The 25,548-nt window shown below is 63.7% G+C and carries 25 protein-coding genes; 12 read left to right on the top strand and 13 right to left on the bottom strand.

Features of this window, described 5'->3' with window-relative positions:
* Positions 1 to 133: 133 nt before the first annotated feature.
* On the bottom strand, positions 134 to 1,378 hold the full coding sequence (locus ACEOAC_RS01285) for an ArgE/DapE family deacylase (protein WP_413444310.1): 1,245 nt from the start codon (positions 1,376 to 1,378) through the stop codon (positions 134 to 136).
* A 241-nt stretch (positions 1,379 to 1,619) separates the two neighbouring features.
* On the opposite strand from ACEOAC_RS01285, the gene ACEOAC_RS01280 reads away from it, so the two are divergent.
* Positions 1,620 to 3,047 carry an MFS transporter gene (locus tag ACEOAC_RS01280; RefSeq protein ID WP_006463381.1) on the top strand — a complete coding sequence of 476 codons (1,428 nt, stop codon included), beginning with the start codon at positions 1,620 to 1,622 and terminating at the stop codon, positions 3,045 to 3,047.
* A 330-nt stretch (positions 3,048 to 3,377) separates the two neighbouring features.
* Complete coding sequence (locus ACEOAC_RS01275; RefSeq protein WP_241813642.1) at positions 3,378 to 4,589, top strand: HD-GYP domain-containing protein; 1,212 nt, start codon at positions 3,378 to 3,380, stop codon at positions 4,587 to 4,589.
* A gap of 74 nt (positions 4,590 to 4,663) precedes the next feature.
* On the opposite strand, the gene ACEOAC_RS01270 is transcribed toward ACEOAC_RS01275, so the two are convergent.
* Positions 4,664 to 5,089, bottom strand: coding sequence for a BLUF domain-containing protein (locus tag ACEOAC_RS01270; protein WP_006463383.1), 426 nt, complete (start codon positions 5,087 to 5,089; stop codon positions 4,664 to 4,666).
* A gap of 2 nt (positions 5,090 to 5,091) precedes the next feature.
* Positions 5,092 to 5,841, bottom strand: coding sequence for a GTP cyclohydrolase I (gene folE, locus ACEOAC_RS01265; protein ID WP_234295102.1), 750 nt, complete (start codon positions 5,839 to 5,841; stop codon positions 5,092 to 5,094).
* A 290-nt stretch (positions 5,842 to 6,131) separates the two neighbouring features.
* Between folE and ACEOAC_RS01260 the strand changes: the two genes are divergently transcribed.
* Positions 6,132 to 6,797 carry a flagellar basal body L-ring protein FlgH gene (locus ACEOAC_RS01260; RefSeq protein ID WP_006463385.1) on the top strand — a complete coding sequence of 222 codons (666 nt, stop codon included), beginning with the start codon at positions 6,132 to 6,134 and terminating at the stop codon, positions 6,795 to 6,797.
* Between the two features lie 113 nt (positions 6,798 to 6,910).
* Here the strand turns inward: ACEOAC_RS01260 and ACEOAC_RS01255 are convergent, their stop codons facing one another.
* Positions 6,911 to 7,486, bottom strand: a complete 576-nt coding sequence (locus ACEOAC_RS01255; RefSeq protein ID WP_006463386.1) for a hypothetical protein — start codon at positions 7,484 to 7,486, stop codon at positions 6,911 to 6,913.
* Between the two features lie 255 nt (positions 7,487 to 7,741).
* On the opposite strand from ACEOAC_RS01255, the gene ACEOAC_RS01250 reads away from it, so the two are divergent.
* Positions 7,742 to 8,173 carry a hypothetical protein gene (locus ACEOAC_RS01250; RefSeq protein ID WP_413444309.1) on the top strand — a complete coding sequence of 144 codons (432 nt, stop codon included), beginning with the start codon at positions 7,742 to 7,744 and terminating at the stop codon, positions 8,171 to 8,173.
* A 22-nt stretch (positions 8,174 to 8,195) separates the two neighbouring features.
* Here ACEOAC_RS01250 and ACEOAC_RS01245 read toward each other — a convergent pair whose 3' ends face one another.
* Together ACEOAC_RS01245 and ACEOAC_RS01240 are read right to left on the bottom strand one after the other, a co-directional pair.
* Positions 8,196 to 9,461 carry a D-amino acid dehydrogenase gene (locus tag ACEOAC_RS01245; RefSeq protein ID WP_102664020.1) on the bottom strand — a complete coding sequence of 422 codons (1,266 nt, stop codon included), beginning with the start codon at positions 9,459 to 9,461 and terminating at the stop codon, positions 8,196 to 8,198.
* 71 nt (positions 9,462 to 9,532) lie between these two features.
* Complete coding sequence (locus ACEOAC_RS01240) at positions 9,533 to 10,315, bottom strand: SDR family NAD(P)-dependent oxidoreductase (protein ID WP_413444308.1); 783 nt, start codon at positions 10,313 to 10,315, stop codon at positions 9,533 to 9,535.
* A 377-nt stretch (positions 10,316 to 10,692) separates the two neighbouring features.
* On the opposite strand from ACEOAC_RS01240, the gene ACEOAC_RS01235 reads away from it, so the two are divergent.
* The 4 genes from ACEOAC_RS01235 to ACEOAC_RS01220 all read left to right on the top strand — a co-directional run bounded on the left by ACEOAC_RS01235 (position 10,693) and on the right by ACEOAC_RS01220 (position 13,124).
* A complete protein-coding gene (locus ACEOAC_RS01235; protein WP_077238622.1) occupies positions 10,693 to 11,358 on the top strand; it encodes an amino acid ABC transporter permease in 666 nt (221 codons plus the stop codon).
* Between the two features lie 10 nt (positions 11,359 to 11,368).
* Positions 11,369 to 12,151, top strand: a complete 783-nt coding sequence (locus tag ACEOAC_RS01230; RefSeq protein ID WP_006463392.1) for an amino acid ABC transporter ATP-binding protein — start codon at positions 11,369 to 11,371, stop codon at positions 12,149 to 12,151.
* Between the two features lie 485 nt (positions 12,152 to 12,636).
* Positions 12,637 to 12,933, top strand: coding sequence for a hypothetical protein (locus tag ACEOAC_RS01225; RefSeq protein WP_006463393.1), 297 nt, complete (start codon positions 12,637 to 12,639; stop codon positions 12,931 to 12,933).
* Positions 12,933 to 13,124, top strand: a complete 192-nt coding sequence (locus ACEOAC_RS01220; RefSeq protein ID WP_413445534.1) for a hypothetical protein — start codon at positions 12,933 to 12,935, stop codon at positions 13,122 to 13,124. Before ACEOAC_RS01225 ends, ACEOAC_RS01220 begins: the two co-directional genes overlap by 1 nt.
* Positions 13,125 to 13,263: 139 nt before the next feature.
* Here the strand turns inward: ACEOAC_RS01220 and ACEOAC_RS01215 are convergent, their stop codons facing one another.
* Positions 13,264 to 14,109, bottom strand: coding sequence for a transporter substrate-binding domain-containing protein (locus tag ACEOAC_RS01215; RefSeq protein ID WP_077238620.1), 846 nt, complete (start codon positions 14,107 to 14,109; stop codon positions 13,264 to 13,266).
* Between the two features lie 427 nt (positions 14,110 to 14,536).
* Here ACEOAC_RS01215 and ACEOAC_RS01210 point away from each other — a divergent pair, with 427 nt between their 5' ends.
* Positions 14,537 to 14,860 (top strand): hypothetical protein, encoded by a 324-nt coding sequence (locus tag ACEOAC_RS01210; RefSeq protein WP_413445535.1) that lies wholly within the window; start codon positions 14,537 to 14,539, stop codon positions 14,858 to 14,860.
* Here ACEOAC_RS01210 and ACEOAC_RS01205 read toward each other — a convergent pair.
* The 5 genes from ACEOAC_RS01205 to ACEOAC_RS01185 all read right to left on the bottom strand — a co-directional run bounded on the left by ACEOAC_RS01205 (position 14,857) and on the right by ACEOAC_RS01185 (position 21,177).
* On the bottom strand, positions 14,857 to 16,191 hold the full coding sequence (locus ACEOAC_RS01205) for a DUF2863 family protein (RefSeq protein ID WP_413628645.1): 1,335 nt from the start codon (positions 16,189 to 16,191) through the stop codon (positions 14,857 to 14,859). The two genes, ACEOAC_RS01210 and ACEOAC_RS01205, sit on opposite strands and share 4 nt — an antisense overlap.
* Positions 16,192 to 16,202: 11 nt before the next feature.
* Positions 16,203 to 17,138: a DMT family transporter gene (locus tag ACEOAC_RS01200; RefSeq protein ID WP_413445422.1), complete on the bottom strand. Its 936-nt coding sequence runs from the start codon at positions 17,136 to 17,138 to the stop codon at positions 16,203 to 16,205.
* 442 nt (positions 17,139 to 17,580) lie between these two features.
* A complete protein-coding gene (locus ACEOAC_RS01195; protein ID WP_413445421.1) occupies positions 17,581 to 18,402 on the bottom strand; it encodes a MetQ/NlpA family ABC transporter substrate-binding protein in 822 nt (273 codons plus the stop codon).
* A 121-nt stretch (positions 18,403 to 18,523) separates the two neighbouring features.
* Positions 18,524 to 19,903, bottom strand: a complete 1,380-nt coding sequence (locus ACEOAC_RS01190; protein ID WP_413445420.1) for an LLM class flavin-dependent oxidoreductase — start codon at positions 19,901 to 19,903, stop codon at positions 18,524 to 18,526.
* Between the two features lie 17 nt (positions 19,904 to 19,920).
* Positions 19,921 to 21,177 (bottom strand): SfnB family sulfur acquisition oxidoreductase, encoded by a 1,257-nt coding sequence (locus ACEOAC_RS01185; RefSeq protein ID WP_006463401.1) that lies wholly within the window; start codon positions 21,175 to 21,177, stop codon positions 19,921 to 19,923.
* Between the two features lie 310 nt (positions 21,178 to 21,487).
* Here ACEOAC_RS01185 and ACEOAC_RS01180 point away from each other — a divergent pair, with 310 nt between their 5' ends.
* The 3 genes from ACEOAC_RS01180 (at position 21,488) to phaP (ending at position 23,848) form a co-directional block, all read left to right on the top strand.
* Positions 21,488 to 21,694 carry a DUF3717 domain-containing protein gene (locus ACEOAC_RS01180; protein ID WP_006463402.1) on the top strand — a complete coding sequence of 69 codons (207 nt, stop codon included), beginning with the start codon at positions 21,488 to 21,490 and terminating at the stop codon, positions 21,692 to 21,694.
* A gap of 128 nt (positions 21,695 to 21,822) precedes the next feature.
* Positions 21,823 to 23,037 (top strand): patatin-like phospholipase family protein, encoded by a 1,215-nt coding sequence (locus ACEOAC_RS01175; RefSeq protein WP_182993393.1) that lies wholly within the window; start codon positions 21,823 to 21,825, stop codon positions 23,035 to 23,037.
* A gap of 241 nt (positions 23,038 to 23,278) precedes the next feature.
* Positions 23,279 to 23,848, top strand: coding sequence for a TIGR01841 family phasin (phaP, locus tag ACEOAC_RS01170; RefSeq protein ID WP_006463404.1), 570 nt, complete (start codon positions 23,279 to 23,281; stop codon positions 23,846 to 23,848).
* An 88-nt stretch (positions 23,849 to 23,936) separates the two neighbouring features.
* Here phaP and ACEOAC_RS01165 read toward each other — a convergent pair whose 3' ends face one another.
* Positions 23,937 to 25,544 (bottom strand): NAD(P)/FAD-dependent oxidoreductase, encoded by a 1,608-nt coding sequence (locus ACEOAC_RS01165; protein WP_234295114.1) that lies wholly within the window; start codon positions 25,542 to 25,544, stop codon positions 23,937 to 23,939.
* Between the last annotated feature and the right edge of the window lie 4 nt (positions 25,545 to 25,548).

The following is a 25,548-nucleotide window of genomic DNA, read 5'->3' as shown; positions in this document are numbered from 1 at the left end:
CGGCCCGGAAGATGCCGACAGGAAACGTCGGCCATCAGCGCGCGGGCACACATTGTAATCATTTGTCGATCCGGCGGCGATCCGGCCAACTTCCCGGCGGGCAACTTCAAGTCGCGCCCGCCGGGCGTCGCACTCAGTCCTGCGGCCCGAGGAAGTCCAACAGCATCAGCGCCACCACCTTGGTGGCCTTGCGCAGGTCGTCCAGGGCCAGGTTCTCGTCGGTCTGCTTGGCGTTGGATTCCATCAGCGTGCGCGGACCCGCGCCGAACAGCACCACCGGGATGCCATGCTCGCCGTACAGGCGGGCGTCCGTATAGAGCGCCGAGCCGTTGGTGGTGAGCGTTTCGCCCATGACCGTCTCGGCATTGCGCAGCAGGCTCTGCACCAGCTTCTCGTGACCCGGCAGCGGGCGCAGTGCACGCGCCAGCAGCAGGCGGCGGATTTCCACGCGGATGCCCGGCAGCCCCGCCACCGCATCCTCGATCAGCTTGCGTACGCCGGCCTCGACCTGCGCCGGGTCTTCCTCGGGGATCATGCGACGATCCATCTTCAGCACCACCTTGCCCGGCACCACATTGGTATTGGTGCCACCATCGATGCGGCCGACGATCATGGTCGGATGGCTGATGCCGGGGATGGAGGAACGGATGTCCTTCAGGCCGGGCAAGGCGCCATAGATGGCATTGAGGACGGCATTGGCGGCCTGCAGTGCATCGTGGCCGGTCTCCGGCATGGAGCCGTGGGTGGCGCGCCCATGCACGGTCACCTCGAACTGCAGGCAGGCATTGTGGGCGGTCACCACGTTGTAGCTGAAGCCGGCCGCCAGCACGTAATCCGGCTGGGTCAGCTTCTGCTCCAGCAGCCAGCCGGGGCCGAGCAGGCCACCGAACTCCTCGTCGTAGGTGAAATGCAGCTCCACCGCACCGCGCAGCGAAGCGCCCAGCGCCTCCAGCGCGCGGGTAGCGAAGATATAGCTGGCGAAGTCACTCTTGGAGACCGCCGCCGCCCGGCCATAGATGCGGCCATCGGCCACTTCACCGCCGTAGGGGTCATGCGACCAGCCCTCGCCCGGCGGCACCACGTCGCCATGCGCATTCAGGGCCAGCGTCGGGCCGCCCTCGGCATAGGGGCGGCGCACGATCAGGTTGGTGATGCTCTGCATGCCATAGTCACGCACCTGCTCTTGCGGGACCGGAAACTTCTCGGCATTCCAGCCCCAGGACCGCACCAGCTCGGCCACCACATCGGCGTGCGGGGCATTGTTGCCGGGGGGCGTATCGGTGGGGATGCGGATCAACTGCTGCAGCACGCCGACCTCCTCGTCGAAATGCTGATCGATCCACGCGCACAGGCGCTCCGACAACTGCTGTTTGGACATGCTGATGACTCCGTGATCAAAACGCGCCAGCCACGCCAGCGCAAACCGCCATCATAGCGCAGCCGCCCCGCTCGTGACCGCCGCCAGCGCGCTTGCACGTTCCCCGCTATCATTGTGCGGCGCTGCCCAGCCGGGCTGCACCTGTCTTCATTGCAGGATTCCAAGAGCAAACAAGCGGCGGCAGAGCTCCGGCATCCGGTGCCACGCCAGCACGCACACCTTCGCCAGATATCCAAGACCCATGTCCACGCTGCCCTCCTCCCCCGGCGCCACCGATCCCAAACACCACATCGTCATCGCAGGGGAAGGCTTGCCGCCCGACCAGCGCGGCCGCGCCATCCTGGCGTTGGGCATCGCCGTCGGCCTGGCCACGCTCGACACCGCCATCGCCAACACCGCCCTGCCAGCCATGGCGCTGGACCTCAACACCACGCCGGCCGCCTCGGTCTGGATCGTGACCGCCTACCAGCTGGCGATGATGGTGTCGCTGCTGCCCCTGGCGGCGCTGGGCGAGATCGTCGGCTATCGCCGTATCTATGTCTGGGGACTGGTGCTGTTTACCGCGGCCTCGCTGCTGTGTGCAGTGGCGTGGTCGCTGCCTACGCTGGTGATGGCGCGTTTCCTCCAGGGACTGGGCGGGGCCGGCATCATGAGTGTCAACACCGCGCTGATCCGCTTCATCTATCCGACCCGCTCGCTGGGCCGCGGCGTGGGACTGAACACGCTCATCGTCGCCATCGCCTTCACGGTCGGTCCCTCGGTGGCCTCGGGCATCCTCGCCATCGCACCATGGCCATGGCTGTTCGCCGTCAACGTGCCGCTGGGTGTGCTGGCAGTGGTACTGGCCCTGCCCTCGTTGCCGCATACCACGCTGTCCACCCATACCTTCGACCTGCGCAGCGCAGTGCTCAACGCCGCCGCCTTCGGCCTGCTGATCCTGGCCATCGGCGAAGGCGCGCACCAGGCCCAGGCCAGCGTGGTCGGACTGGAACTGGCGGCCGCCATTGTCTGCGGTCTGTTCCTGCTCAAGCGCGAACTGTCGCATCCGGCGCCGATGCTGCCGGTGGACCTGTTCCGCCATGCGATGTTTTCGCTCTCGACGGTCACTGCCATCTGCTCCTTCGCCGCGCAAGGCCTGGCCTTCGTCTCGCTCCCCTTCTTCTTCCATCATGACCTGGGACGCAGCCAGGTGGAGATCGGCCTGTTGATGACGCCCTGGCCGGTGGCCGTGGCCATCATGGCCCCCATCGCGGGACGCCTGTCGGACCGCTATCCGGTCGGCATCCTCGGTGGCGTCGGTCTGGCGCTACTGTGCGCCGGGCTCTTGTCGATGACCTTCATGCCGGCCGCACCCACCGTCTGGGAAATCAGCTGGCGCATGCTTCTGTGCGGCATGGGCTTTGGCTTCTTCCAGTCACCCAACCTGAAAGCGCTGATGACCAGTGCGCCCCCCCATCGCAGTGGCGGCGCATCCGGTATCGTGGCCACAGCCCGCCTGCTCGGTCAAAGCGTGGGCGCAGCGCTGGTCGCGCTATGCTTCAATCTTTCCGAAACGCAAGGCTCGCGCCTGGCATTGGGCTTCGGCGCCGCCTTTGCAGGGGTCGCGTGCATTGCCAGCTTCCTGCGTCTGCTGACCAAGAATCCCTACGCACCACCGTTGAAAAAATAAGTTTTTCTCACCATTCCTCACGGCCGCGGCCTGCCGGATTCTCAGGCGGCGGCTATCTTTCCTCAGCATTTTGTCAGCTTCGGCGGGCGCTGCATTCTCACTCTTTTCCACACACCAACATTGGCGAGCGCAAACGGAAATTTCGACCGTTAATCCCCGCTTAATCGACCTCAAGCAAAACGCATTCTGTTACGATAATTTCAGCTAGCTTAGCCATGCAAGCGAGTTCTGCCACGTGGGAGACACTACCAATAATAGGCGTCATTTCATCAGGGAAATCGAACCGCTTTCAAAGCGGGAAACAGTGACAGGCACAGACCTGAATTCGATATGTTGAAATCCATCGCCTTAGAACAATTGCGTTTGGGCATGTATGTCCACTCCATCCCCGGGGGATGGATCAGTCATCCTTTCTGGCGCAAATCCTTCAAGATCGAGAGCCTGGAAGACCTGCAGACGCTGCGCGACTGTCCGATCGACCAGGTCACCATCGATACCGCCAAGGGCCGCGACATTGCGCCGGACCACCTGGAAGACGACCCGGAAGATGCTCACGAAGAGCATGACCCTACCGCAGCAGTCGCCGTGGCCGTACGCAAGCCGGCCCAGCGCACCGAGACCGCTGTCGAACGCGAACGTGCGGCACGCATCATTTCCTCTTCCAAGTCCACCGTGCTCAACATGTTTTCCGAAGCGCGCATGGGCAAGGCGGTGGACGTCAAGGATGCCGCCGAGCTGGTCACCGAGATCACCTCCTCGGTCTCCCGCAACGCCGACGCCCTCATCAGCCTGGCCCGCCTGAAGACCACTGACGATTACACCTACATGCATTCGGTGGCCGTCTGCGCCATGATGATCTCCCTGGCCAACCAGCTGGGCATGACTCAGGAGCAGACCAGGCAGGCCGGCATGGCGGGGCTGCTGCATGACGTCGGCAAGATGGCCGTGCCGTTGGACATCCTCAACAAACCGGCCAAGCTGACCGAAGAAGAGTTCGCCTCCATCCGTTCGCACACCGTGCAAGGCCACAGCATCCTGCAGCAGATCGAAGGCATCGGCGAGGTTCCGCTGGATGTCTCGCTGCACCATCACGAGAAGATCGATGGCAGCGGCTATCCCTTCAATCTCAAGTCCGACAGTATTTCCATCATGGCCAAGATGGGGGCGGTATGCGACGTCTACGACGCCATCACCTCCAATCGTCCCTACAAGGCGGGCTGGGACCCGGCCCGTTCGATCCGCCACATGGCCAGCAGTGCCGGGCATTTCGACCCGGTGACGATGCAGGCCTTCGTCAAGGCCATCGGCATCTACCCGACCGGCTCCTGCGTCATCCTGCAATCGGGTCGACTGGGCGTGGTGGTGGACCAGCGTCCGGACCAGTTGCTCACGCCGCGCGTGAAGGTGTTCTACTCGACCACCAGCCGCATGCCGCTGAAGTCCGACATCGTCGACCTCGCGCACGGCAGCGACAAGATCATCGCCTACGCCGACCCGGCCAAGTGGGGCATCCGCAGCCTGCCCAGCATCGACCTGCTCTAGGGCCTGCCCAAAAAGAAACGGCGCCAGTTTCATCCCTGGCGCCGTTGCTATGTCATTGCTGCCGCAAACCCGGTTCAGTCACGTTGCGCAAATGCCGCCGTCGAGGCCAGTTCATTCAACAGTGCCACGGTGGAACAGCAGGACACCTCGTAGGGATTGAGCTCACCGGTGACCGAATACTTCAGCAGCAGGGAACGATTGATCTTGTCCAGCCGGATCTTGCCCATGGTCCAGGAGGAATACTGGCGTTCGTCGATCGACTCATAGGCCAGCAGGATCACATCCTGATGTCGCGCATCGCCCAGCAGCCGGCCGTACAGTCGGTTGACCTGATCGCGTCCGCCTTCGAGCACCTGCACGAAGATGGTATCGCTGTAGCACAGCACCCCGGTGATGCCCTGTTGCGGATTGCGCTGACGCGACGCCGCCAGGATGCCTTCGATGGTCTCGTGGGTGATGGTCTCGCGTGCGCGGCTTGCATAGATCAGACGAACCAGCATGATTAACCTCGTTGACGTTGGGAAATCAGCGCCAGGAATTCACGGCGCAGGTTGGCGTCACGCAGGAAAGAGCCGCGCATGACGCTGTTGATCATCTTCGACTCCACGTCCTTGACGCCGCGCCAGTGCATGCAGAAGTGGTCGGCTTCCATGACGATGGCCAGGCCGTCAGGCTGCAGCTTCTGCATCAGCAGGTCGGCCGCCTGCGAGACCGCCTCTTCCTGGATCTGCGGACGGCTCATCACCCACTCCAGCAGGCGGGCATACTTGGACAGGCCGATCAGGTTGGAATGCTCATTGGGCATCACCCCCACCCACACCTTGCCCATGATCGGGCACAGGTGGTGCGAGCAGGCGCTGCGCACCGTGATGGGGCCGACGATCATCAGCTCGTTGAGACGCTCGATGTTGGGGAACTCGGTCACCGGCGGCGCCACCTGGTAGCGGCCCTTGAAGACTTCGTTGAGGTACATCTTGGCCACGCGCTTGGCGGTGTCCTGGGTGTTGTGGTCGCTCTCGACATCAATCACCAGGCTCTCCAGGACAGCGGCCAGCTTGGATTGCACCTCCGCCTGCAACTGCTCCAGTTCACCTTCCCTGATGAAGGCGGCGATATTGTCGTTGGCGTGGAAACGCACGCCGGCCGCCTTGATGCGCTGGCGAATACGGGCGGAGACCAACTGATCATGCATCGTCGGTGCGGCTGCGGCTGCCTCGGCGCTCACCGCGGCCTGGTTTTTTTCTGTTGCCATGATGGTATGCGATCACGCACGACGGGATCGCAGAGTTGGGAGTGGCGCCATTATGCACGGAAATGCGCGAGCGCATTGCCGCCCAACCTGCGTCAAGCCCGGGTCAATCCACCGGCCCGCAAGGTCTGCACTTAACTCTCGTTGAAGATTGTTTGCCGCACTTTACAAGGACCTAACCGCTGCTTACACCGTTACCCACCATCATCCCTGCCAGTGCTGCCACGCCTTCAACGGCGTCGGTGGCCACGCGCGCCGGGCATCCAGCCAGGCCGTCCAACGGGGGGATCGTCATGTCATTCCAGTTTCGCCTTGCCGGCGCCTGCGCGCTGGCCGTTTCGCTGTCGGCCTGCAACAGCCCGGCACCGATGGTCAACGGACCTACCAGCGTACGCCCTGCCTATCAGGTGCCCAACGTGGAAAACAATGGCGCCATCTTCCGCGTCTCCAGCGCCCAGCTGTTCGAGGAGCCGACCACCTACAACGTCGGTGACATCATCAAGATCGACATTTCCGAGTCGATCAGCAGCAGCAACAAGGCCGCCACCAACAACAGCCGCGACAGCTCCCTCACGCAGAAGGGACCCGGCTCGGGCGCACCGCTGGGCGGCCTGTTCACCCAGCTCTACGACGCCAACTATTCGGCCTCCGGCAACAACACCTTCAAGGGCTCGGGTGACAGCAGCAATACCAACACCATGAGCGGCACGCTGATGGTCTCCATCGTCGAAGTGCTTCCCAACCGCAACCTGGTGGTGGCCGGTGAAAAACGCATCGGCGTCAACGGCAACATCAACACGCTACGCTTCTCGGGCGTGGTGCGCACACGCGATATCCGGGGCGGAATCGTGGCCTCCTCCAACGTCGCCGATGCCCGGCTGGAACAGGTCGGCGGCGGCTCCATTGCCGACGCCAGCACCGATGGCAACTTCTTCCGCCGCCTGCTGACGATCTGGTAAGCACGTTGACAGCGAAGGCAACAAAAGACAAACGGCAAGCCTGGCTTGCCGTTTTTCATTGCGTACTGGATAGCGTTGGATGTACGGGCCAGACGAGCGCCCCGCCCCTTTTCTCAGAAACCGTTGGCGGCACCGCGCATGTTGTCTGGCGAATTGTCCGCCACGATGGGATTGCCCGGGAACAGCGCATCGATCAGGGGCGCCAGCTTGTCACCGGCGGACGCCCACTTGTCCTGGCCGAAGGAGCCCAGCCGGTATTGCGCCGTACCCAGCACGCGACCATCGCGCCGCAGGGTCAGCGCGGCATAGGTGAGATAGGGGGTATAGGCATCGGTGAAGACCTTGGTATCCCATTTGACGTAACCGACGTAACTCAGCGTCACCGGGCAGGCCAGCGCCTGGGTACCGGCATCATAGACCCGGCTTTGCACCCCGTGCTTCTGCAGCTCGCCCTGCAGGCCCGGCACGAAATCGCTCAGGGCCACCGAGCCATTCCACTCGATGCAGACATCGCGGATCGGATCCTTGCTGTAGACGATGGGATTCTGGGTGGTGTTGGGCGTCATCGCCTTGACGCTGGACGCCGCCGAGCCCACCAGGCCCACGGCATCCACCAGGGCATTGCCGGAAGTGACGACGCAACCCGCGAGCGATGAAACCAGCAAGGTGGCAGTGATGATGGTGCGCATGATGCTCTCCCCCGAGCGCAATCCGATGTGCCGCATCCCGCATGGCGCGGGTGGCCGGATCACAGGCTGCCCATCATAGCGGCGCACGGCAGGGCGACTGTTCCGTTTTACCTGTATTTACGCTGGCCGCTTGCGCGCTTTACAGCAGGCAGCAAGACGCAAAGCCGCGCCGGCACGACCGGATGCAACATGGCCCACGGTGCTGGCACAATAGCCGGCTGTGGCCACCTGTGCCATGCCCACAAGGAGATTTCCATGTCCGCTTTCATCCCCCGCACCCTGCTGGCCCTGGTCGTGCTGCCGGCCGCGCAGGCCGATACCCTGAAGTCCGAAACCGAGGTGCGCGCCCTGACCGACAAGGTCATGGCTCAGGCCGGTGCCGGCCGTACCGACGATGCCTACGGCATGCTCTCGCCGTATGCGCTGGTCGACATCCGCGCCTTCGAAACCGCCCGCACCAACGCCCGCAGTTCGCGCATGGCCATCGAAGCCCTGGTCGGCAATTCGGTCGGCTATGAATTCATCCGTTCGGAAAAGGTCGGTGAATCCCTCATCAAGCTGACCTACATCGAAAAGACCGAGCGCCAGGCCATCCCCTGGATGTTCATCTTCTACAAGGCGCCGGCCGGCTGGGCGGTCAGCACCTTCAGCAACGGCGCCAACGTCGACGCCCTGTTCGATCGCTGACGGCAGCTCGGCGACGCTCCACTCAGATCACGCGCTGCGGCTCGAGGTCGGCACTCTCGATCTCGCTGGCCACGCCCGATATCTTGTCGGCGATCAGACGCGAGGAACCGCAGGCCGTGGTCCAGCCATTGGAACCATGGCCGGCGTTGAGCCAGAGATTCGGATAACGGGTCGCACCGATCAGCGGCGCACCATCCGGAGTCATCGGTCGCAGGCCGGCCCAGTATTCCACCTTGGCCAGGTCGGCGCCCTGTGGATAAAGATTCTTCAGCGACTTCAGCGCCGTGGCGCAATCGCGCGGCGTGACGCGCGTGTCCCAGCTGCCGATCTCGGCCGTGCCGGCGGCGCGGATATGCTGGCCCATGCGGGTGATGGCCACCTTGTAGTATTCGTCCATGACGCCACTGCGCGGCGCGCTGGCAGGGTCGGCCACCGGCACCGTGATGGCATAGCCCTTGACCGGATAGATGGGCAGGTCCAGGCCCAGCGGCTTCAACATCGGCACCGAGGCACTGGCGCAGGCCACCACGTAGGCATCGGCACGCAGCGTGGCGTTCCGGGTGCGCACGCCACTGACCTGACCACCGGCCACCTCGATGGCCTCTACCTCTGTGGACAAGTGGAACTCCACCCCGTGCGCCTGCAACCAGGCCGCCAGGGCGCGCGCGAACAACGGGCAGTTGCCGGTCTCGTCCAGGGGCAACAGCAGGCCGCCCTTCAGTTCGTGGCGCGCTGCGTGCAGGCCGGGATCGAAGGCCACGCAGCCATCGGCATCCAGCAATTCGAAAGGCACGCCGGCTTCTGCCAGCACCCGGGTCGACAGGCCTGCATTGTCCAGTCCCTCCTGGGTACGGAACAGCTGCAGGTTGCCGCCGGTGGTCTGTTCGTAGCGGATGTCCAGGCGTTCGCGGATCTGCTTCAACTGGCCGTGGCTGTAGCGCGCCAGACGCCCCATGCGGGCCTTGTTGATGGCATAGCGCTCAGGCGTGCATTGCGCCAGGAAGCGCTGCAGCCACTTCCACTGGTGCGCATCCAGGCGCGGTGTAAAGCGTAGCGCCGCCTCGATGCCCAGCCAGCTCTGCACCGACCACTTCAGCGACTTGGCCGGCATGCCCGGTGCGGCCCAGGGCGTGGCATAGGACGGACAGACGTGTCCGGCATTGCCCACGCTGGTCTCGGCGGCCACTTCGGCGCGGCGCTCGACCACGACCACTTCATGGCCGCGCTCGCGGAGGAAATAAGCAGTGGTGACGCCGACGATGCCGGCGCCCAGCACGATGATGCGCATGGTTTGGACTTCTCGAAGAAAGATGAATGACGTAAATCTTATAAATTATTTTGTGGATGGCAGCATGAGCACTACAGCGTCAGGCCACCATCCACATGCCACACCTGACCGGTGACATAGGACGCCGCTGGGCTCAGCAGGAAGCCGATCACGTTGGCAATCTCCTGCGGCTGGCCCAGGCGCTGCATGGGAATGCGCGCCAATGCCGCCTGCCACGCTGCCGGATCGATGGCCGACTTGGCCGGATCACTCTTCTGAACGTAACCCGGCGCCACCGCGTTGACCGTCACGCCTGCCAGCGCCAGTTGCACCGCCAGTGACTTGACCAGCGCCTCGATGCCGGCCTTGGCCGCCGCCGACGCCGGGAAGCCCGATTCGCCCAGCCGATACACATGGGCCACGAAGGAACTCACCGCCACCACCCTGCCCTGTCCGCTGGCCATCAACGGCTCGCGGCAGGCCGTGACCAGACGGAAGAAGCCGCTCAACAAGGCATCCAGCGAGCGCGACCAGTCCCCCTCGGAGAGCTCGCCGATGCGCTTGCGATCGGCAAAGCCGGCATTGGCCACCAGCGCGTCGAGCCGACCGTGCTGCAGCAGCGCCGTATCACGCAGATGTGCGGCGGTCTGCGGATCGGCCAGGTCGCCCAATGCCAGGGTGCAGCGCGCACCCAGAGCGCGGCAGTGTTGCGCCACCGCCTGCAACTCGGGGGAGTCGCTGCGCGCATGGAGGATCAAGGCCACGCCGGGCGCGGCCACGGTGGTGGCGACCGCCGCGCCAATGCCGCGGGCAGCGCCCGTGATGAGAATGGTACGGACGGTTTCGCCATCGATGGCGGGGGAAGATGCGCTCATGGTCCTGAAGAAAAGAAGGCGCGTTCCCGGATGCCGGGAATTGACATGGATGCACGTCAGCGCAATCCCGCCATTTTAGCCAAAGCCAGTCGCGGCGTGGGCTTGCGGGCTGTCGATTGCTGTCCTGCGCGATGTGCCGGCCGACCGTTCTCCATTACAATGGCCGGATTTGCAGGATTCACGGCATGCGCCACCGGCCATGCTGGTCCATGTGATGACGCCCCTTCCCATGTCCGACCTTCTACCTGACCCATGCCAGCATGCGCCCCGGGCGCACAGGGCATGGTTCGTGCATGCGATGCGGGCATCCCTCTTCCACGGAGCCGGCCCCCGCCCTTCGCTGGAATCACGCGTTTCGTAACCAAGGAAAAACACAGATGTATCAATGGGACTTCGGCTCGCTCTGGCAATTCAGGAGCATCATCGGCATCGGCTTCGTCTATACGCTGAGCTATACGGTTGCCTGTATTGCCCTTGGCTTGCTGGTGGGCCTGGTGGTCGGTCTGGGTCGGCTGTCCACCAACCCCTTCATCTCCGGTCCGCTGCGCGCCTTCGTCGAAGTGTTCCGCTGCACCCCGGTGCTGGTGCAACTGGTGTGGTTCTACTACGCGCTGCCGGTGCTGCTGGGCATCGAGATGTCGGCCGGCACCGCCGCCATGCTGTCGCTGGCGCTGTACGGCGGCGCCTTCTATTCCGAGATCATCCGCGGCGGCATCGTCTCCATCGACCTGGGCCAGTCCGAAGCCGGCTGGGCACTGGGCATGACGCGCTTCCAGCTGATGAAGCGCGTGATCCTGCCGCAAGCCTTCAAGCGCATGACCCCGCCGCTGGTGAACCAGTCCATCATGCAGCTGAAGAACACCTCGCTGCTGTCGGTGCTGGCCGTGCCGGACCTGCTGTACCAGGGCCAGATCATCGCCCACGAAACCTATCGCCCGCTGGAAATCTATACGCTGGTGGCGATCATCTATTTCATCATCCTGCTGCCGGCCACCATCTGGGCCAAGCGCCTGGAAAATCGCCTGTCGGCGCAGCATGGTTGAGGAGAACAGGATGAACACCCAGGTCAACAACAACGCCAACGCGATGATCCAGATCAGCAATCTCAAGAAGGCCTTCGGCGAGCACGTGGTGCTCAAGGACATCTCCATCCAGATCGGCAAGGGCAGCGTGGTCGCCATGATCGGGCCATCCGGCTCGGGCAAGTCCACCCTGCTGCGCTGCCTGAACCTGCTGACCGTGCCCGACCAGGGCGCGGTGCGCATCGGCGAGCGCCACTTCGAATTCGACGGCCGCAAGTCGCGCCTGCCCAAGGATCGTGAACTGGCCGCATTCCGCGCCCGCACCGGCATGGTGTTCCAGCATTTCAACCTGTTCCCGCACATGACGGCGCTGGAGAACGTGATGGAAGGCATGGTCACCGTACTGCGCACGCCCAAGGCGCAAGCTCGCACGCAAGCCATGGAACTGCTGCAGAAGGTGGGGCTGGCAGACCGTGCCGACATGTATCCGCAAAAGCTCTCCGGCGGCCAGAAGCAGCGCGTCGCCATCGCCCGCGCCCTGGCCATGCAACCGGACGTGATGCTGTTCGACGAAGCCACCTCGGCACTGGACCCGGAACTGGTGGGCGAAGTGCTCAACGTGATCCGCAGCCTGGCCGCCGACGGCATGACCATGATCCTGGTCACCCACGAAATCGCCTTCGCCCGTGAAGTCGCGGACCAGGTGGTCTTCATGCGCGACGGTGTGGTGGTGGAAGCCGGACCGCCGTCGCAGGTGATCGACAATCCGCAGCAGGCGGCGACCCAGGCCTTCCTGTCACGTTTCAATGCTTGATTGCTAGGGCCTGTTCACATTTAATCTACGAGTGCGAGAGGTCGCCAAGCGTTGACTGCCTAGGCGCAGCGACGCGCCGTAGTGGTGCTACGGCAAGGAGCTGCAACAACGGCAGGCGACGCTTGGCGGCCTCTCCCGGAGGGTTGGCCCCAGAAGGCGCGCTGGCGGCGTTGCACGTCAGGGCTGGTGGCACCACCACCAGCCCTGACGCGCGCCTTGCCACCACGCCTTCTGGGGCCAACGCATCTCGCAGATTAAATGTGAACAGGCCCTAGTTACACTGAATTACGTTCAACGTAATTCATGAGAATGGCGTGTCACCTGTTTCGGTGGCGCGCCATTTTCATTTCAGGTGCCATCGACAGGCGGGAGGGGCGCTGAAAAAAATCGAGTTCTTGTGCAGTTTAGCCATTGCCGACTCGACATGGTTATCCGGATCAGGCAGCGTACCGCTTTCCCGCAACCGTCCTTTCAGGAGAAACGCAATGAAAACGTCTGCCAACGAAACCATCGTGGTCAGGGCGACCACCCGTGAAAAGCTGGTCATCTCCGCCAAGGCGCGCAGGCTCGGCCTGGATGTACCGGACCTGATGTGCAAGGGCGCACTGGCCTACGAAGGCGGACAGATGGATGAGGCGCTGGGCGAACTGGCCAGCCTGGCCCGGCAGGCTGCCGAGCGGGCTTGTGCCGCCATCGATGAGACGCTGGACTTTGTTGCCGCCAGCAACGCCCGCCTGGCGGCACTGGAGGCACAACGTCAGGTCAGCGCGGCGAGGTCCTGATGTTCGGTCTCACCGGGCGGCTGTGGACGGCATTGACCGCCATCATCAAACTGGAAGACAAGGTCACGCGACAAAGCGAAGCGATCCGCCAGCAACAGGCCAGGATAGAAGATCTGACCGAGCGCATGATCAGGCTCGAGACCTTGCTGGAAGTGGTGATCCGCTCCAGCGAATTCAAGCGCCTCAATTGACGACAAACGCCCGGCCTTCGACGGGCAGCCCCCCTCCCCGAATCAAGCAAAGTTCTCAACCCGGTCCTGTACAGGCAAAAAAAAACCGCACCATCGCTGGTGCGGTCCGAGTGCTGGCGTGCGGGACGCCGGCCTGTACTTAAAGCGGAATCTGCGGCGGCACATCTTCCGGCTTCACGCCGGAGAGCTTCTGCAGGTTGCCCAGCACGGTCGGCTTGATCTTGCCGGCCGCGCGCTCGGCCACGATCCACTTGTTGATGGTCTCGACCCAGGCCTTGTCCTCTTCCTTGGGGACGCCGATGTTGGTGGAGGTTGCTTCCAGCGGTTGCGGCACGTACATCTTGCCCAGCGCCGGGTTCTTCTTCAGGATGTTCAGCGCCAGCAGCCACACCAGTACCTGCGCATCGACACGACCGGTCTGCAGCGCCAGGGTGGCATCGTCGGCCTTCTCCAGGCGCACGATGGTGGCATTGGGGCAGACGCGGCTGATCATCTGGTCGTGCGAAGAACCGATGTCCACGGCGATCTTCACTTCCGGCTTGTTCAGCTCGGCCCAGGTCTTGAATTCCTTCTTGGAGACCACGGTGAAGGCATTCAGGAACAGCGGTTCGGTAAAGCCGATCACCTCGCGGCGTGCCGGGGTCGGATTCATGCCGAAGAACAGGTCGATCTTGTGGGTCTGCAGATCCAGCACCGAGTTGCCCCAGGTGGTTTCGGTGATGTCCAGCTTGACGTTCAGGCTGGCCGCCAGGCTCTTGGCGAAATCGATCATGAAACCGCCCCACTCACCGCTGGCCAGGTCCTTGTTGTAGTAAGGCGCAGCACCACGCACGGCACCGATACGCAGGGTCTTGGTACGCTGCACGCGGGCCAGGGTCGGTTCGGTCGAGCCGGTCGCAGCGGCGGCCTGGGCGAAGACATTCGGAATGGCGCTGGCAGCGGCAAGGCCGGCCACGCTGGTGATGAAACTGCGACGGTTGGTCATTTCTCTGTTCTCCCTGATTTGGCGGATGGCGCGGCCGCCGCGTGGACGGCAGCGTTGCGCAAGTGGTCTGCGCCCGGCCCACGCCGGACGGCGTCGACGATTTTAGCCCAGCCGCAGGCGGCCCGCCCGGGCAATTGCCGGCAGCAGGGACCCGAGTGGGGCTGCCTCCCAGCAGGCAGGAAAAATTTCCCGGCTACCGCACAAACAGTGGCGGACTCACACCGTTGAACGAAATCTGACAGCCTGCGCATGCGCGCAAGCCCGGTTGAAGATTTTCTTACAGCCACGCCATCCGGGTAAAACCGGGTAAGGCCGACGCTCCACGGAAACCCGCGCGCTTAATCTGGGACCTCTCGCATCGATGCCGCACGGCAATGCCACGATTGCCATGCACACATACGCGAGGACCAGTCAACCGGGGGATTTCATGCGTATTGAACAAACCAGCCAGCATAGGGGCGGCATCGTGCTCGCCTGCCTGAGCGCCGTCGCCCTGGGTGGCTGCGCCAGCTTCAGCGAAGTCAGCGCCGGGCAGGACGAGCTCTATCAGGTCTCGGCCACGGGCGTGAGCTACACCATGTCCATTCCTGCCCTCACCGCGGCAGCGCGTGAAAAGGCCCGCGACTTCTGCGGCCGGCAGCAGATGCAGGCCGACCTGCGCCAGCTGGTGCGCGGTTGGCGGCCGATGCAGGTGGACCTGTATTTTCGCTGCCAGCCCACGGGCGTGAGCTTGCAGGCGCTGCTGGACTAGGCCGCCGGAAAATCGCGCTCGCGCAGCGGCTGGCCATCGGCATCGATCGCCTCGGCCAGCTTCACTGCGGCTACACCCAGCGAAGCGACGGCATCGGCAGCATCGAACAGGGCGACCTGCACGTCCCCGTCGATAGGCTGTACCGAACGCGCCAGGAGTCCCTGCGCGCCCCGCAGCACGACCTGCAGCTGGATCTCGCTCTCTGCATCGTCGATGGCAAAGAAGGCGCTGGCCTGCGCGGCCTGCGCACCTGCCTGCGCCAGCCCAGCCTCCAGTTCCGAGAGCATCTGCAGCGTGCGATATTCCGCATTGCCGGTCTGCTTGGCACCGTGGAACAGGTCCTGGTACAGGAAGTGCAGCTGGCACTGCGCCGCCTCGCCGGATTGCCCGGTCAGGCAGCGCTGCATCAGCGGCGTGATCTGCTCGCTCCACTGGCGGAAGCGCTGCGCGCGCGCTTCGAAATAGGCATCGGCTGCCGCCTCTTCCGCCGGAATGGCATAGAAGGGATCGTCCACATCCTTCAAGGCAAAGCCCAGCAGGAAGCGTAATTCGAGCGCCTCATCGTCAGCCCCGAAGGCGCTCTCCGGCCAGCCGCGCATGCTGCGCTCGATGGCCGGCACGCTCAGTATCTTCTTGTCGGTGAGCGAGGCGAAGGCGTCGCGGTTCATGGCCTCGACTTCGCTGAAGCTGAGCGCATTGATTTCTTCAGGATGATAGAGATGGTGGACCAGCACCACGCGCGCGCCGGGGCTCTCCAGACCGGCCTCCTGCAGGCTGGTGCGCAGCGCATCGAAGGCATCGCCATCGGCCAGCGCCAGCGCTTCCTTCAGGCCGCCACGGGTGCGCACCAGCAGCGGGATCAGGAAGGCGTTGATCTCCAGCTCCTTCTCTCCCCGTCGCAGCACGATGATGTCCGCGCCCTCTTCCACCACCTCGCGCAGGAAGGCATGACCACGCTGGTCGTCGTAGCGCAACTGTTCCAGTGCTTCGTAGAGGGTATCGTCGTCGCGCTCGCGCAGGGTATTGCGCACCATGCGCTCCAGCTCTTCCTGACCGGTACGGCGACCGCGACGGTCCGGCGCACTGGCGGCCACGGCGCTGGCCAGGGCCACCATCTGCTGCACACGCAGTTCGTCTTCGTCCAGGCTCTGCGAGGCCGCGTGGGCCTGATGCTGGCGCCGACGTGCCGCTTCGGTGGAGACGTGGGTGCGGGGCTTGTCGCGGACCGGGCCCTGGGCGGCCGGCTTGGCCGGCGGGCGGGACTGGCTGGCAGCCGGTTTCCGGGCTGCGTTCGAGGGTGATTTGCCGGAGGGGCGCTTGGCTTGATTCATGTCTTCCTCGCTCAATGCAGCGGTAATTTTTCAGAACTGGAACGGCCAGGCAAGGTCGCCAGGAACATCCCCGCCAGGGCCACCGCAAAGGCCGTGGCCTGCAGCGCCGACAAGTTCTCGCCCAGCGCCAGCACACCGACCACGGCAGCCGATATCGGCAGCATCACCGTGAACACGCCCGCACGCGCGGCCGGCACCACCTTCAGGCCGGTCATCCACAGCCAAACGGTCCACACACTGGCCGCCAGCGCGTAGAACACCAGCAACAGCCAGATGTTGGCCGGCACCGAGATGAAGTCGAACTGCAGCGCGGTATAGAGGCCCATGGGCGTCATCAGCAGCAGCCCCCACAGGTTGATGACGGCGCTGATGCGCTTGGGCGTGAGTACGGCGGTCAGCTTCTTGCCGATGACCGCATAGGCGGCCTCGCACAGCACCGCACAGAACACCAGCACATTGCCCAGCCAAGCGTATTGGCCGTGGCTGGCTGCGGCCCCTGCTCCGTGATGATCCTTGGCCAGCGACAGCAACCCGATACCGATGGCCCCGCAGGCCACCGCACCCCAGACGCGCAGGCTGATCTTCTCCTTCAGGAAGACCCAGCTCATCACCGCCACCACCGCCGGAATCGCCGACATGATCACGCCGGCCGAGACCGCATTGGTCATCGACACACCGGTGATCATGCACAGCGTGAAGAGAAAATTGCCGAGGAAGGATTCGAGAAAGACCAGCCAGCGCGATTGCGCGCTCAGGGGCTTTTCATCGGCCGGCTTCTTCAGCCAGCGCAGCATGGCGATGGCGCCGATGCCAAAGCGCAGCCAGGCCAGCAGGAACACCGGCAGCATCGCCGCCAGCGGTTTGGTCAGCGCCACATAGGCGCCCACCATGGACATGCTCAGGATCAGGCAGCCGTAGCCCATGGGGCGGCTGGGGGTGTAGCTCATGTGCGGTTTGATGTTTGTCTCGGGACCAGGCGCCGTGAAATGTAGCGCGCTGGGGGAACCAGCATTTTACCCGCTCAAGAGCAATGACCGAAACGCGAGGGCATGACTGGTCCCGCGGTCAGTGCAACAGATAGGCCACCAGCCGCTCCGCACCGACAAACAGGGCGATAAGCAATAGCAGTCCGATACTGAATACCTCCCACGCCACAGGTGCGGAGTGGATTTCACCTTTGCATAAATCCCGCCAGAGTTTCCGAAAGAAATTCCTCATGTGCCTGCCTTCCGATGTGATTGTCGATGTTGGCGTCATCCTGGGGTTCGACGCGCCATCGGGAAGGTAAGCGAATATCTGCTGGAAAAAGGCAAATCCTCTTGGAAAGGCCGCGGTGTCAAAACATTTCGCACCGCGTCCAAAATTACTGCGAGATCGATCCTGCCGATGTCACCACGCCGCCAGAATCCCGCCCTTGAACTCCGTCTCGATGTACTGCTTCACCTCCGGCGACTGGTAGGCCTGCACCAGCTTGCCCAGCCAGGGCTGGCCGCGATCCTTCTCGCGCACGGCGATCAGGCAGGCGTAGGGGCTGTCGCCGCTTTCCACCACCAGGCTGTCGCGGGCGGGATTGAAGCCGGCCTTGGAAGCATAGTCGGCATTGATGGCGGAGGCATCGAGGTCGTCCAGCGTGCGTGGCAGTTGCGCAGCGTCGATCTCGACGAACTTCCACTTCTTCGGATTTTCGGTGATGTCGATGGGGGTGGCGTTGGTGCCGATGAGCGGGTCGATGCCGGCGCGCAGCTTGATGACGCCATGCTTCTGCAGCAGCAACAGCACGCGGCTTTCGTTGGCGGGGTCGTTGGGGATGCCGATCTTGGCGCCAGTGGGGACGTCCTCAAGCTTGCGGTACTTCTTCGAATAGACCGCCATCGGGCCGATCATGGTCTTGCCCTCGGCATACAGCTTGTAGCCACGCGCCTTGATCTGAGCATTGAGGAAGGGGCGATGCTGGTAGCTGTTGGCGTCGAGTTCACCCGCATCGAGGGCGGCGTTGGGCTGGATGTAGTCGTTGAACTCGATGATCTTGACCTTGTAGCCTGGGTTGTCGCGTTCGAAGACGCGTCGTGCCTGCTCAAAGATCTGTGCGTGCGGACCACTGGTGACGCCGACGCGGATCACCTGATCTGGTGCGGCCTGTGCCGTCCCGCCGATGCTGGCGAGCGCGCACAGGGCGATGCCGGAAATCCATTTCGCTGCGTTGAACTTCATTCTCTTCCCCGATTGAAAAAGGTCCAATGTAGCGACCGCTCAAGCGGGGCGGAAGGAATCATTTCCGCTTTGCATATGTGCTGCGCGCATGTGCCAACACGCGCCAGCACCCGGGGTGGAATCAGGCGTGCTCGACCGCAGCGGCCCTCCGGAAGCCCGCGCCTACGTGCTCTTGCGGCAGGGTCGCGGCGCGCTGGAAAAGTTTTTCGCGCAGGCTGCCCTGTGCGTATTCGCGCTTGTAGGAGCCGCGCTCCTGCAATACCGGGATGACCAGGTCGACGAAGTCTTCGAAGCTCTCCGGCGTCACCGTGCGGGTCAGGTTGTAACCATCGATGCCGGTGTCGGCGACCCAACTTTCCAGTTCGTCGGCGATGCGATCCGGGGCGCCGACGATGCTGGCATAGCGGCCACCCAGTTCGAGTTGCTGCAGCAGCTTGCGCTTGGTCCAGTTCGACTCCGGTTGCGTGACCGTCTTGGTGAGCGACTGGATGGCGTTGGTCTTGGCAGGGCGGATCGGTTCATCCAGGTCGTAACGCGAAAAGTCGATACCGGTGCCGGCCGAGAAGTGGGCCAGGCCGGCTTCCGGGCTGGCGTAACTGGCGTATTCGCGATAGCGGTCCTGGGCTTCCTGTTCGGTGCGGCCGGTGACCACGGTCAGGCCCATGAAGATCTTGATCGCCTCCGGATCGCGCCCTTCGCGCACGGCGCCGTCGCGGATGCTCTGCACCAGCTTGCGGGTGGCGTCCTTGCTCTGGCTGGAGATGAAGACGCACTCGGCATGACGCGCGCCGAAGGCCTGACCACGCCCGGAAGAACCGGCCTGGTACAGCACCGGCGTGCGCTGGTGCGAGGGTTCGCTCAGGTGGATGCCTTCGACGTGATAGTAGTCGCCATGGTGGGCGATCTTGTGCACCTTGGCCGGGTCGGCATAGATGCGGCGCGCGCGGTCGCGCAGCACGGCACCGTCTTCCCAGCTTCCTTCCCAGAGCTTGTAGACGACTTCCATGAATTCGTCGGCGCGGTCATAGCGCTGGTCGTGTTCCAGCTGTTCGTGCAGGCCCATGGCGCGGGCGGCGCTGTCCAGATAGCCGGTGACGATGTTCCAGCCCACACGTCCCTTGCTCAGGTGATCCAGGGTGGACATGCGGCGTGCAAACAGGAACGGGGCTTCGTAGCTCAGGTTGGCGGTGATGCCGAAGCCCAGATGCTCGGTCACGGCAGCCATGGCCGACACCAGCATCATGGGATCGTTGACCGGCAACTGGATGGTTTCGCGCAGGGTGAGGTCGGTATTGCCCTGGTAGACGTCATAGACGCCGACGATGTCGGCCAGGAACAGGCCATCGAACTTGCCGCGTTCCAGCAGGCGCGCCAGGCCGGTCCAATAGGCGATATCGGTGTAGTCCTGCGAGCGGTCGCGAGGGTGCGTCCACAGGCCGTGGTTGATGTGACTGACGCAGTTCATGTTGAATGCGTTGAGGCGGATTTCCTTCCTGCTCATGATGGCTCCCGGATGACTCAGAGCGCGCCGTGACGCGGCGGCTTCTGGCCGTTGAGCACGTAGTTGCCGATGGCGTGGTATTTCCAGCGCACCGGATCATGCAGGGTGTGGGTACGGGCATTGCGCCAGTGGCGATCGAGGTTGTGCTCCGCCAGGGTGGCCTGCGAACCGGCCAGTTCGAAGAGCTTGCTGCCGGCGGCCAGCGAGACATCGGTGGTCAAGACCCGCGCTTCGGCCACGGCGATGGAGGCAGCGGCCACACTGTCTTCGGTCGGCTCTGCGGCGGCGGTGTCGAGCCGGTCACCGGCACGCTGCAGCAATGCCTCGGCGGCATGCAGCTGGATGGTCAGGTCGCCCACTTCACGCAGGGTCAACGGATCGTCACCGGCGCGTTCGACACCGCTGTCGATCCAGGGACGCGAACGGGTGCGCACGAATTCCAGCAGGTCGGCATACGCGGCCCGGGCGATGCCCAGGTCGATGGCGGCGTGCAGGATCTGCGCCAGCGGGCCGATCTGGGTGGGGCGCGTGAAGGCCGAGGCAAACCCGATCACGGCATCGGCCGGGACCTGCACATTGTCGAATACGGCACTGCCGCTGCCGGTGGTGCGCTGGCCGAAGCCGGACCAGTCATCGATGACGGTCAGGCCGGCGGCATGGCGCGGGACGATGGCCAGTTGCTGCACGCCCTGTTCGTCGATCACCGAGGTCGGGACCCAGTCGGCATAGAGTGCGCCGGTGGCGTAGAACTTGCGACCGTTGATGCGATAGCCCGGGCCGTGCGGGTTGCGTGTGAGGCTGGTCTTGCGCTCGTGCGAGGTACGGGTGCCCAGTTCGGCCAGGGCATTGCCAAAGCGGTCGCCCTGCAGCACGCGCTCGAAGAAGAAGCGTTTCTGCGTTTCGTTGCCGTTGACGCGGATGAGCTCCACCGCATAGAAGTGATTCTGCGGAATCTGTCCGAGCGAGCCATCGGCAGCGGAGATGATGGCGATCACCTCGGCCAGCGTGCCATAGGACACACCGGCACCACCGTATTCACGCGGCACGCTGATGCCCCACAGGCCGGAACGCACGTAGCGCTCCAGCTCGTCCCAGGGCAGCTTGCGTTCGCGGTCGCGCAGGCCGGCTTCACGGCGGAAATCCTCGGCCAGCTTGCGGGCAGCGGCCAGCGCCTCGGCCTCGTCGCGGATGCGGGCGACCAGGCGGGTGGAGGTCGCCGAGGGCGGCGGCAGGGTATCGAGCAGGGTGGCGGAAGCAGCAGCAGTCTGGGTCATGGGGGGCGATCAAGTTCGGGGAGAAGTCAGGGCAAGGTCGGGGCCAGCTCAGCAGAAAATGGGAGACCGGTGGCGCAAGCCTTGCGTCAGGAGACGTTCATTAGAGCAAAGCAACCTGTGAATCCGAACGAAGCATTACGCATGTGCTTGTTTGCTTTTCGCATGCTGTCCATGGCGCGACCAGCGCCGGGCCGTGGGTTGATGCCCTGCGGCAAGCGCGTCAGCACTGTATTTCCAACCAGTATTCGGGGGCGAAATGCGTTAGAATGCGCCGACGTTTCAGCTTAAGTCTTTATCAAGAATCACCGCCATGCTCACCCTCACCGAACTCGAAGATGCAATCAACTACTGGCGCCAGCAGCGTCCGGCCAGCGGAGAGGAGTGCGCACTATCGCCCGAAGTCAATGCCCTCGCCGGGCTGTACGCGCTGATGATCTTCCATCGCCGTCATGAGGTCGACCTGGAACAGATCGATGCACAGGCACGTCAACTGATCGAGGCCTGGCTGGCCAGCTGACCGGTGCCGCCAGGCATTTGCCGGCACTTGCATATTGGTCCGGTCACGTTCCCGTAAGCGCGCTATCCTAGACTCCTTGACGATGTGGTCGCCCTGGCGGTGACAGGCACTCCCTGAAAGGATGAACGATGCGCAAGGACCCCGAACAGACAGCCCCGTCCGCTCCCCGCAAACCCGCCAGCCGGTCCGCCGCGCCGGCGGTCAAGCCGCGCGTGGCGCTGGTGCTGCAGGGTGGTGGCGCGCTGGGGGCTTACCAGGCCGGTGTCTATCAGGCCTTGCACGAGCACGACCTCACGCCGGACTGGGTGGTGGGGACCTCGATCGGTGCCATCAATGCCGCCCTGATCGCCGGCAATCCGCGCGAGACCCGCATCGCCCGTCTGCGCGAGTTCTGGGAGGCGGTGGCTCACCCCGACCTGTTCGACCTGCGCCAGGTGCCCGATGCACTGCGCCCCTGGGCCACCCGCGTGACCACGCTGGATACCTTCCTGCGGGGTGCACCCGGCTTCTTCCGGCCGCGCCCGCTCAATGCCTTTTCGCTGGGCCTGCCGGTGTCACCCGAGGACGCCAGTTTCTATAGCACCGCCGAGCTGGGCGAGACCTTGTCGCGGCTGGTCGATTTCGATTACCTCAACAGCCAGTCCGGTATCCGCATGACGGTGGCGGCGGTCAAGGTCACCTGTGGCACGCTGGTCAACTTCGACTCCCGCGAGCAGCCGCTGGGGCCGGAACACGTCATGGCCAGCGGCGCCCTGCCCCCGGGTTTCGCACCGGTGCGGGTGGATGGCGAGCTGTACTGGGACGGTGGCCTGTACTCCAACACGCCGCTGGAAGCCGTCCTCAACGATGAGCCGCGCACCAACCTGCTGTGCATGATGGTGGACCTGTGGCATGCCGACGGTCCCGAACCGCGTACCCTGGAGGAGGTGCAGACGCGCGAGAAGGACGTCACCTTCGCCTCGCGTTCGCAGCGCCACATCGATGCCTACCTGCAGCAGTACCACCTGCGGCGTGCCGCCCATGCGCTCTACAAGCGCCTGCCGCGTGAAATGCTGACCCAGGAAGACAAGCAGATGATGGCCGAGCTCGGCGCCGACAGTACCATTCACATCGTGCGGCTGGCCTATGCAGGACGTGACTGGAACATGGCCTCCAAGGACGTCAACTTCGCCCGTGGCTCCGTGTTATGGCGCTGGGAACAGGGTTATCAGGACGGCCTGCGCGCCATCGCCCTGGGCAAAGGCTGTGCCTTCAGCGAGACCGATGCCGGCATCGTGGTGCATGACCTGCCCAGCGGCCATACGCAGGTGCAGCCGGAGAAAACGACCGAACGTTCGGCTTGATCGCCCGCAAAGCCGCTGCGGGCGGGGCGTCGCATAATTCCCACGACCTCCGGACTATTTTTGTGCGGCGCACAAATAACACTTGATTTCACCAAAGAAGTGCATAAAATAGGAATTGTTGCGGCGCACAAATCATGATTGTTTGTTGATTCTGGTCGAAAGCCGCTCTCGAAAGCCGATTGTTTGATCGTCACGCTCGTCGGCAAGCTCATTTGTCATATCTATCACCTAGGAGATGAACATGTTTTCGTACCAAGATCAGTTTTCCGCCGCTACCAAGGCCAACCTGCAAGCCCACCTGGACCTCATCAACAACCTGACCGCCAAGGCCTTCGAAGGCGTGGAAAAGATCGTTGAACTGAACCTGTCGGCCACCAAGGCCACCCTGGAAGAAGCCACCGCCGCCGCCAAGCAGCTGGCCGCCGCCAAGGACCCGCAGGAACTGCTGTCGCTGGCCGCTGCACAAGCCCAGCCGGGCGCCGAGAAGGCCACCGCCTACAGCCGTCACCTGGCCGGCATCGTGTCCTCGACCCAGGCTGAATTCACCAAGGCGGCTGAAGCCCAGATTTCCGAAACCAGCCGCAAGCTGTCGGCCCTGATCGACGAGATCAGCAAGAATGCGCCCCCGGGTTCGGAACAGGCAGTGTCCATCCTGAAGGCCACCCTGACCAACGCCAACGCTGCCTACGAGCAACTGTCCAAGAACTCCAAGCAGGCTGTGGAAACCCTGGAAGCCAACCTGGCCAACGCCACCAAGCAATTCACGGCTGCGGCTGAAAAGACCGTCGCTTCGGCCCGCGCCAAGAAGTAAGCCAACGCGTCAGGCAATACTCAGCAAGGCAAACGAAAAACGCCGCTCCGGGCAACTGGAGCGGCGTTTTGCATGGGCGGTCCGACAATCAGGCCTGCGCCACCATGTCCAGCGCCAGCGCCTCGGCCACACGGATACCGTCGATGGCGGCCGACATGATGCCCCCGGCATAACCGGCACCTTCACCGGCCGGATACAAACCCTTGGTATTGAGACTCTGCAGGCTATGGTCGTCGCGCTTGATACGGATGGGCGATGAGGTGCGCGTTTCGATACCGGTCAGCACGGCATCGTGCATGGAATAGCCGCGGATCTGCTTTTCGAAGGCCGGCAGCGCTTCGCGGATGGCCTCGATGGCGTAGCTCGGCAACGAAGGATTGAGGTCGCCCAGCTTCACGCCTGGCTTGTAGGACGGCTCCACGTTGCCCAGTTGCGTCGAGGGACGGTTGGCGATGAAGTCGCCCACCAGTTGCGCCGGGGCATCGTAGTTGCTGCCACCCAGCTCATAGGCGCGACTTTCCCACTCGCGCTGGAAGGCGATGCCGGCCAGCGGATGACCGGGATAGTCGGCCGGCGAAATGCCCACCACGATGCCGCTGTTGGCATTGCGCTCGTTGCGGGAATACTGGCTCATGCCGTTGGTGACCACCCGGCCCGGCTCGGAGGTGGCCGCCACCACCGTGCCACCCGGGCACATGCAGAAGCTGTACACCGAACGTCCGTTGGAAGCATGATGCACCAGCTTGTAATCGGCCGCGCCCAGGATGGGATGGCCGGCACCGGGACCGAAGCGGCACTTGTCGATCAGCGACTGCGGGTGTTCGGCACGGAAGCCGATGGAGAACGGCTTGGCCTCGATGTAGACACCGCGCTCGTAGAGCATCTCGAAGGTATCGCGGGCGCTGTGGCCGATGGCCAGCACCACATGGTCGGCCTCGATCTGTTCGCCGGTGGCCAGGGTCAGGCCACGGATGCGGCCATCCTCGATCAGTACATCCTCGACCCGCTGTTCGAAGCGGAATTCACCGCCCAGCTTCTCGATCTTGTCACGCATCAGCTGGATCATCTTGACCAGACGGAAGGTGCCGATGTGGGGCTTGCTGACGTACATGATCTCCGGCGGCGCATCGGCGGCGACGAATTCGGACAGCACCTTGCGACCGTAATGCTTGGGGTCCTTGACCTGGCTGTAGAGCTTGCCATCGGAGAAGGTACCGGCACCGCCTTCGCCGAATTGCACGTTGGACTCGGGCTTGAGCTCGCGCTGGCGCCACAGGCCCCAGGTGTCCTTGGTACGCTCGCGCACGGTCTTGCCGCGTTCCAGGATGATGGGGTTGAAGCCCATCTCGGCCAGGATCAGCGCGGCGAACAGGCCGCACGGCCCGAACCCGATCACCACCGGGCGCTTCTTCAGGGTCGCCGGGGCGCGGGTGACGAAATGATAGGAAGTGTCGGGCGTAGGGCCGACATTGGTTTTCTTCGCGTTGCGCTGCAGGACTTCGGCTTCGTTCCTGAGCGCGACGTCGATGGTGTAGTTCAGGGTGATGGCCGTCTTCTTGCGGGCATCGTAGCTGCGCCGAAACAGCGTGAAGGACAGCATCTCGTCGGCCTGGATGCCCAGGCGGTCGAGGATGGCGGCGTTCAGTTCATCTTCCGTATGGTTCAACGGAAGGCTTAGCTCAGAGATGCGCAACATGTGC

The sequence above is a fragment of the Herbaspirillum frisingense genome (assembly GCF_047325095.1).
Classification (GTDB): domain Bacteria; phylum Pseudomonadota; class Gammaproteobacteria; order Burkholderiales; family Burkholderiaceae_D; genus Herbaspirillum; species Herbaspirillum frisingense.
This window is presented reverse-complemented; position numbering and strand designations above follow the sequence as displayed.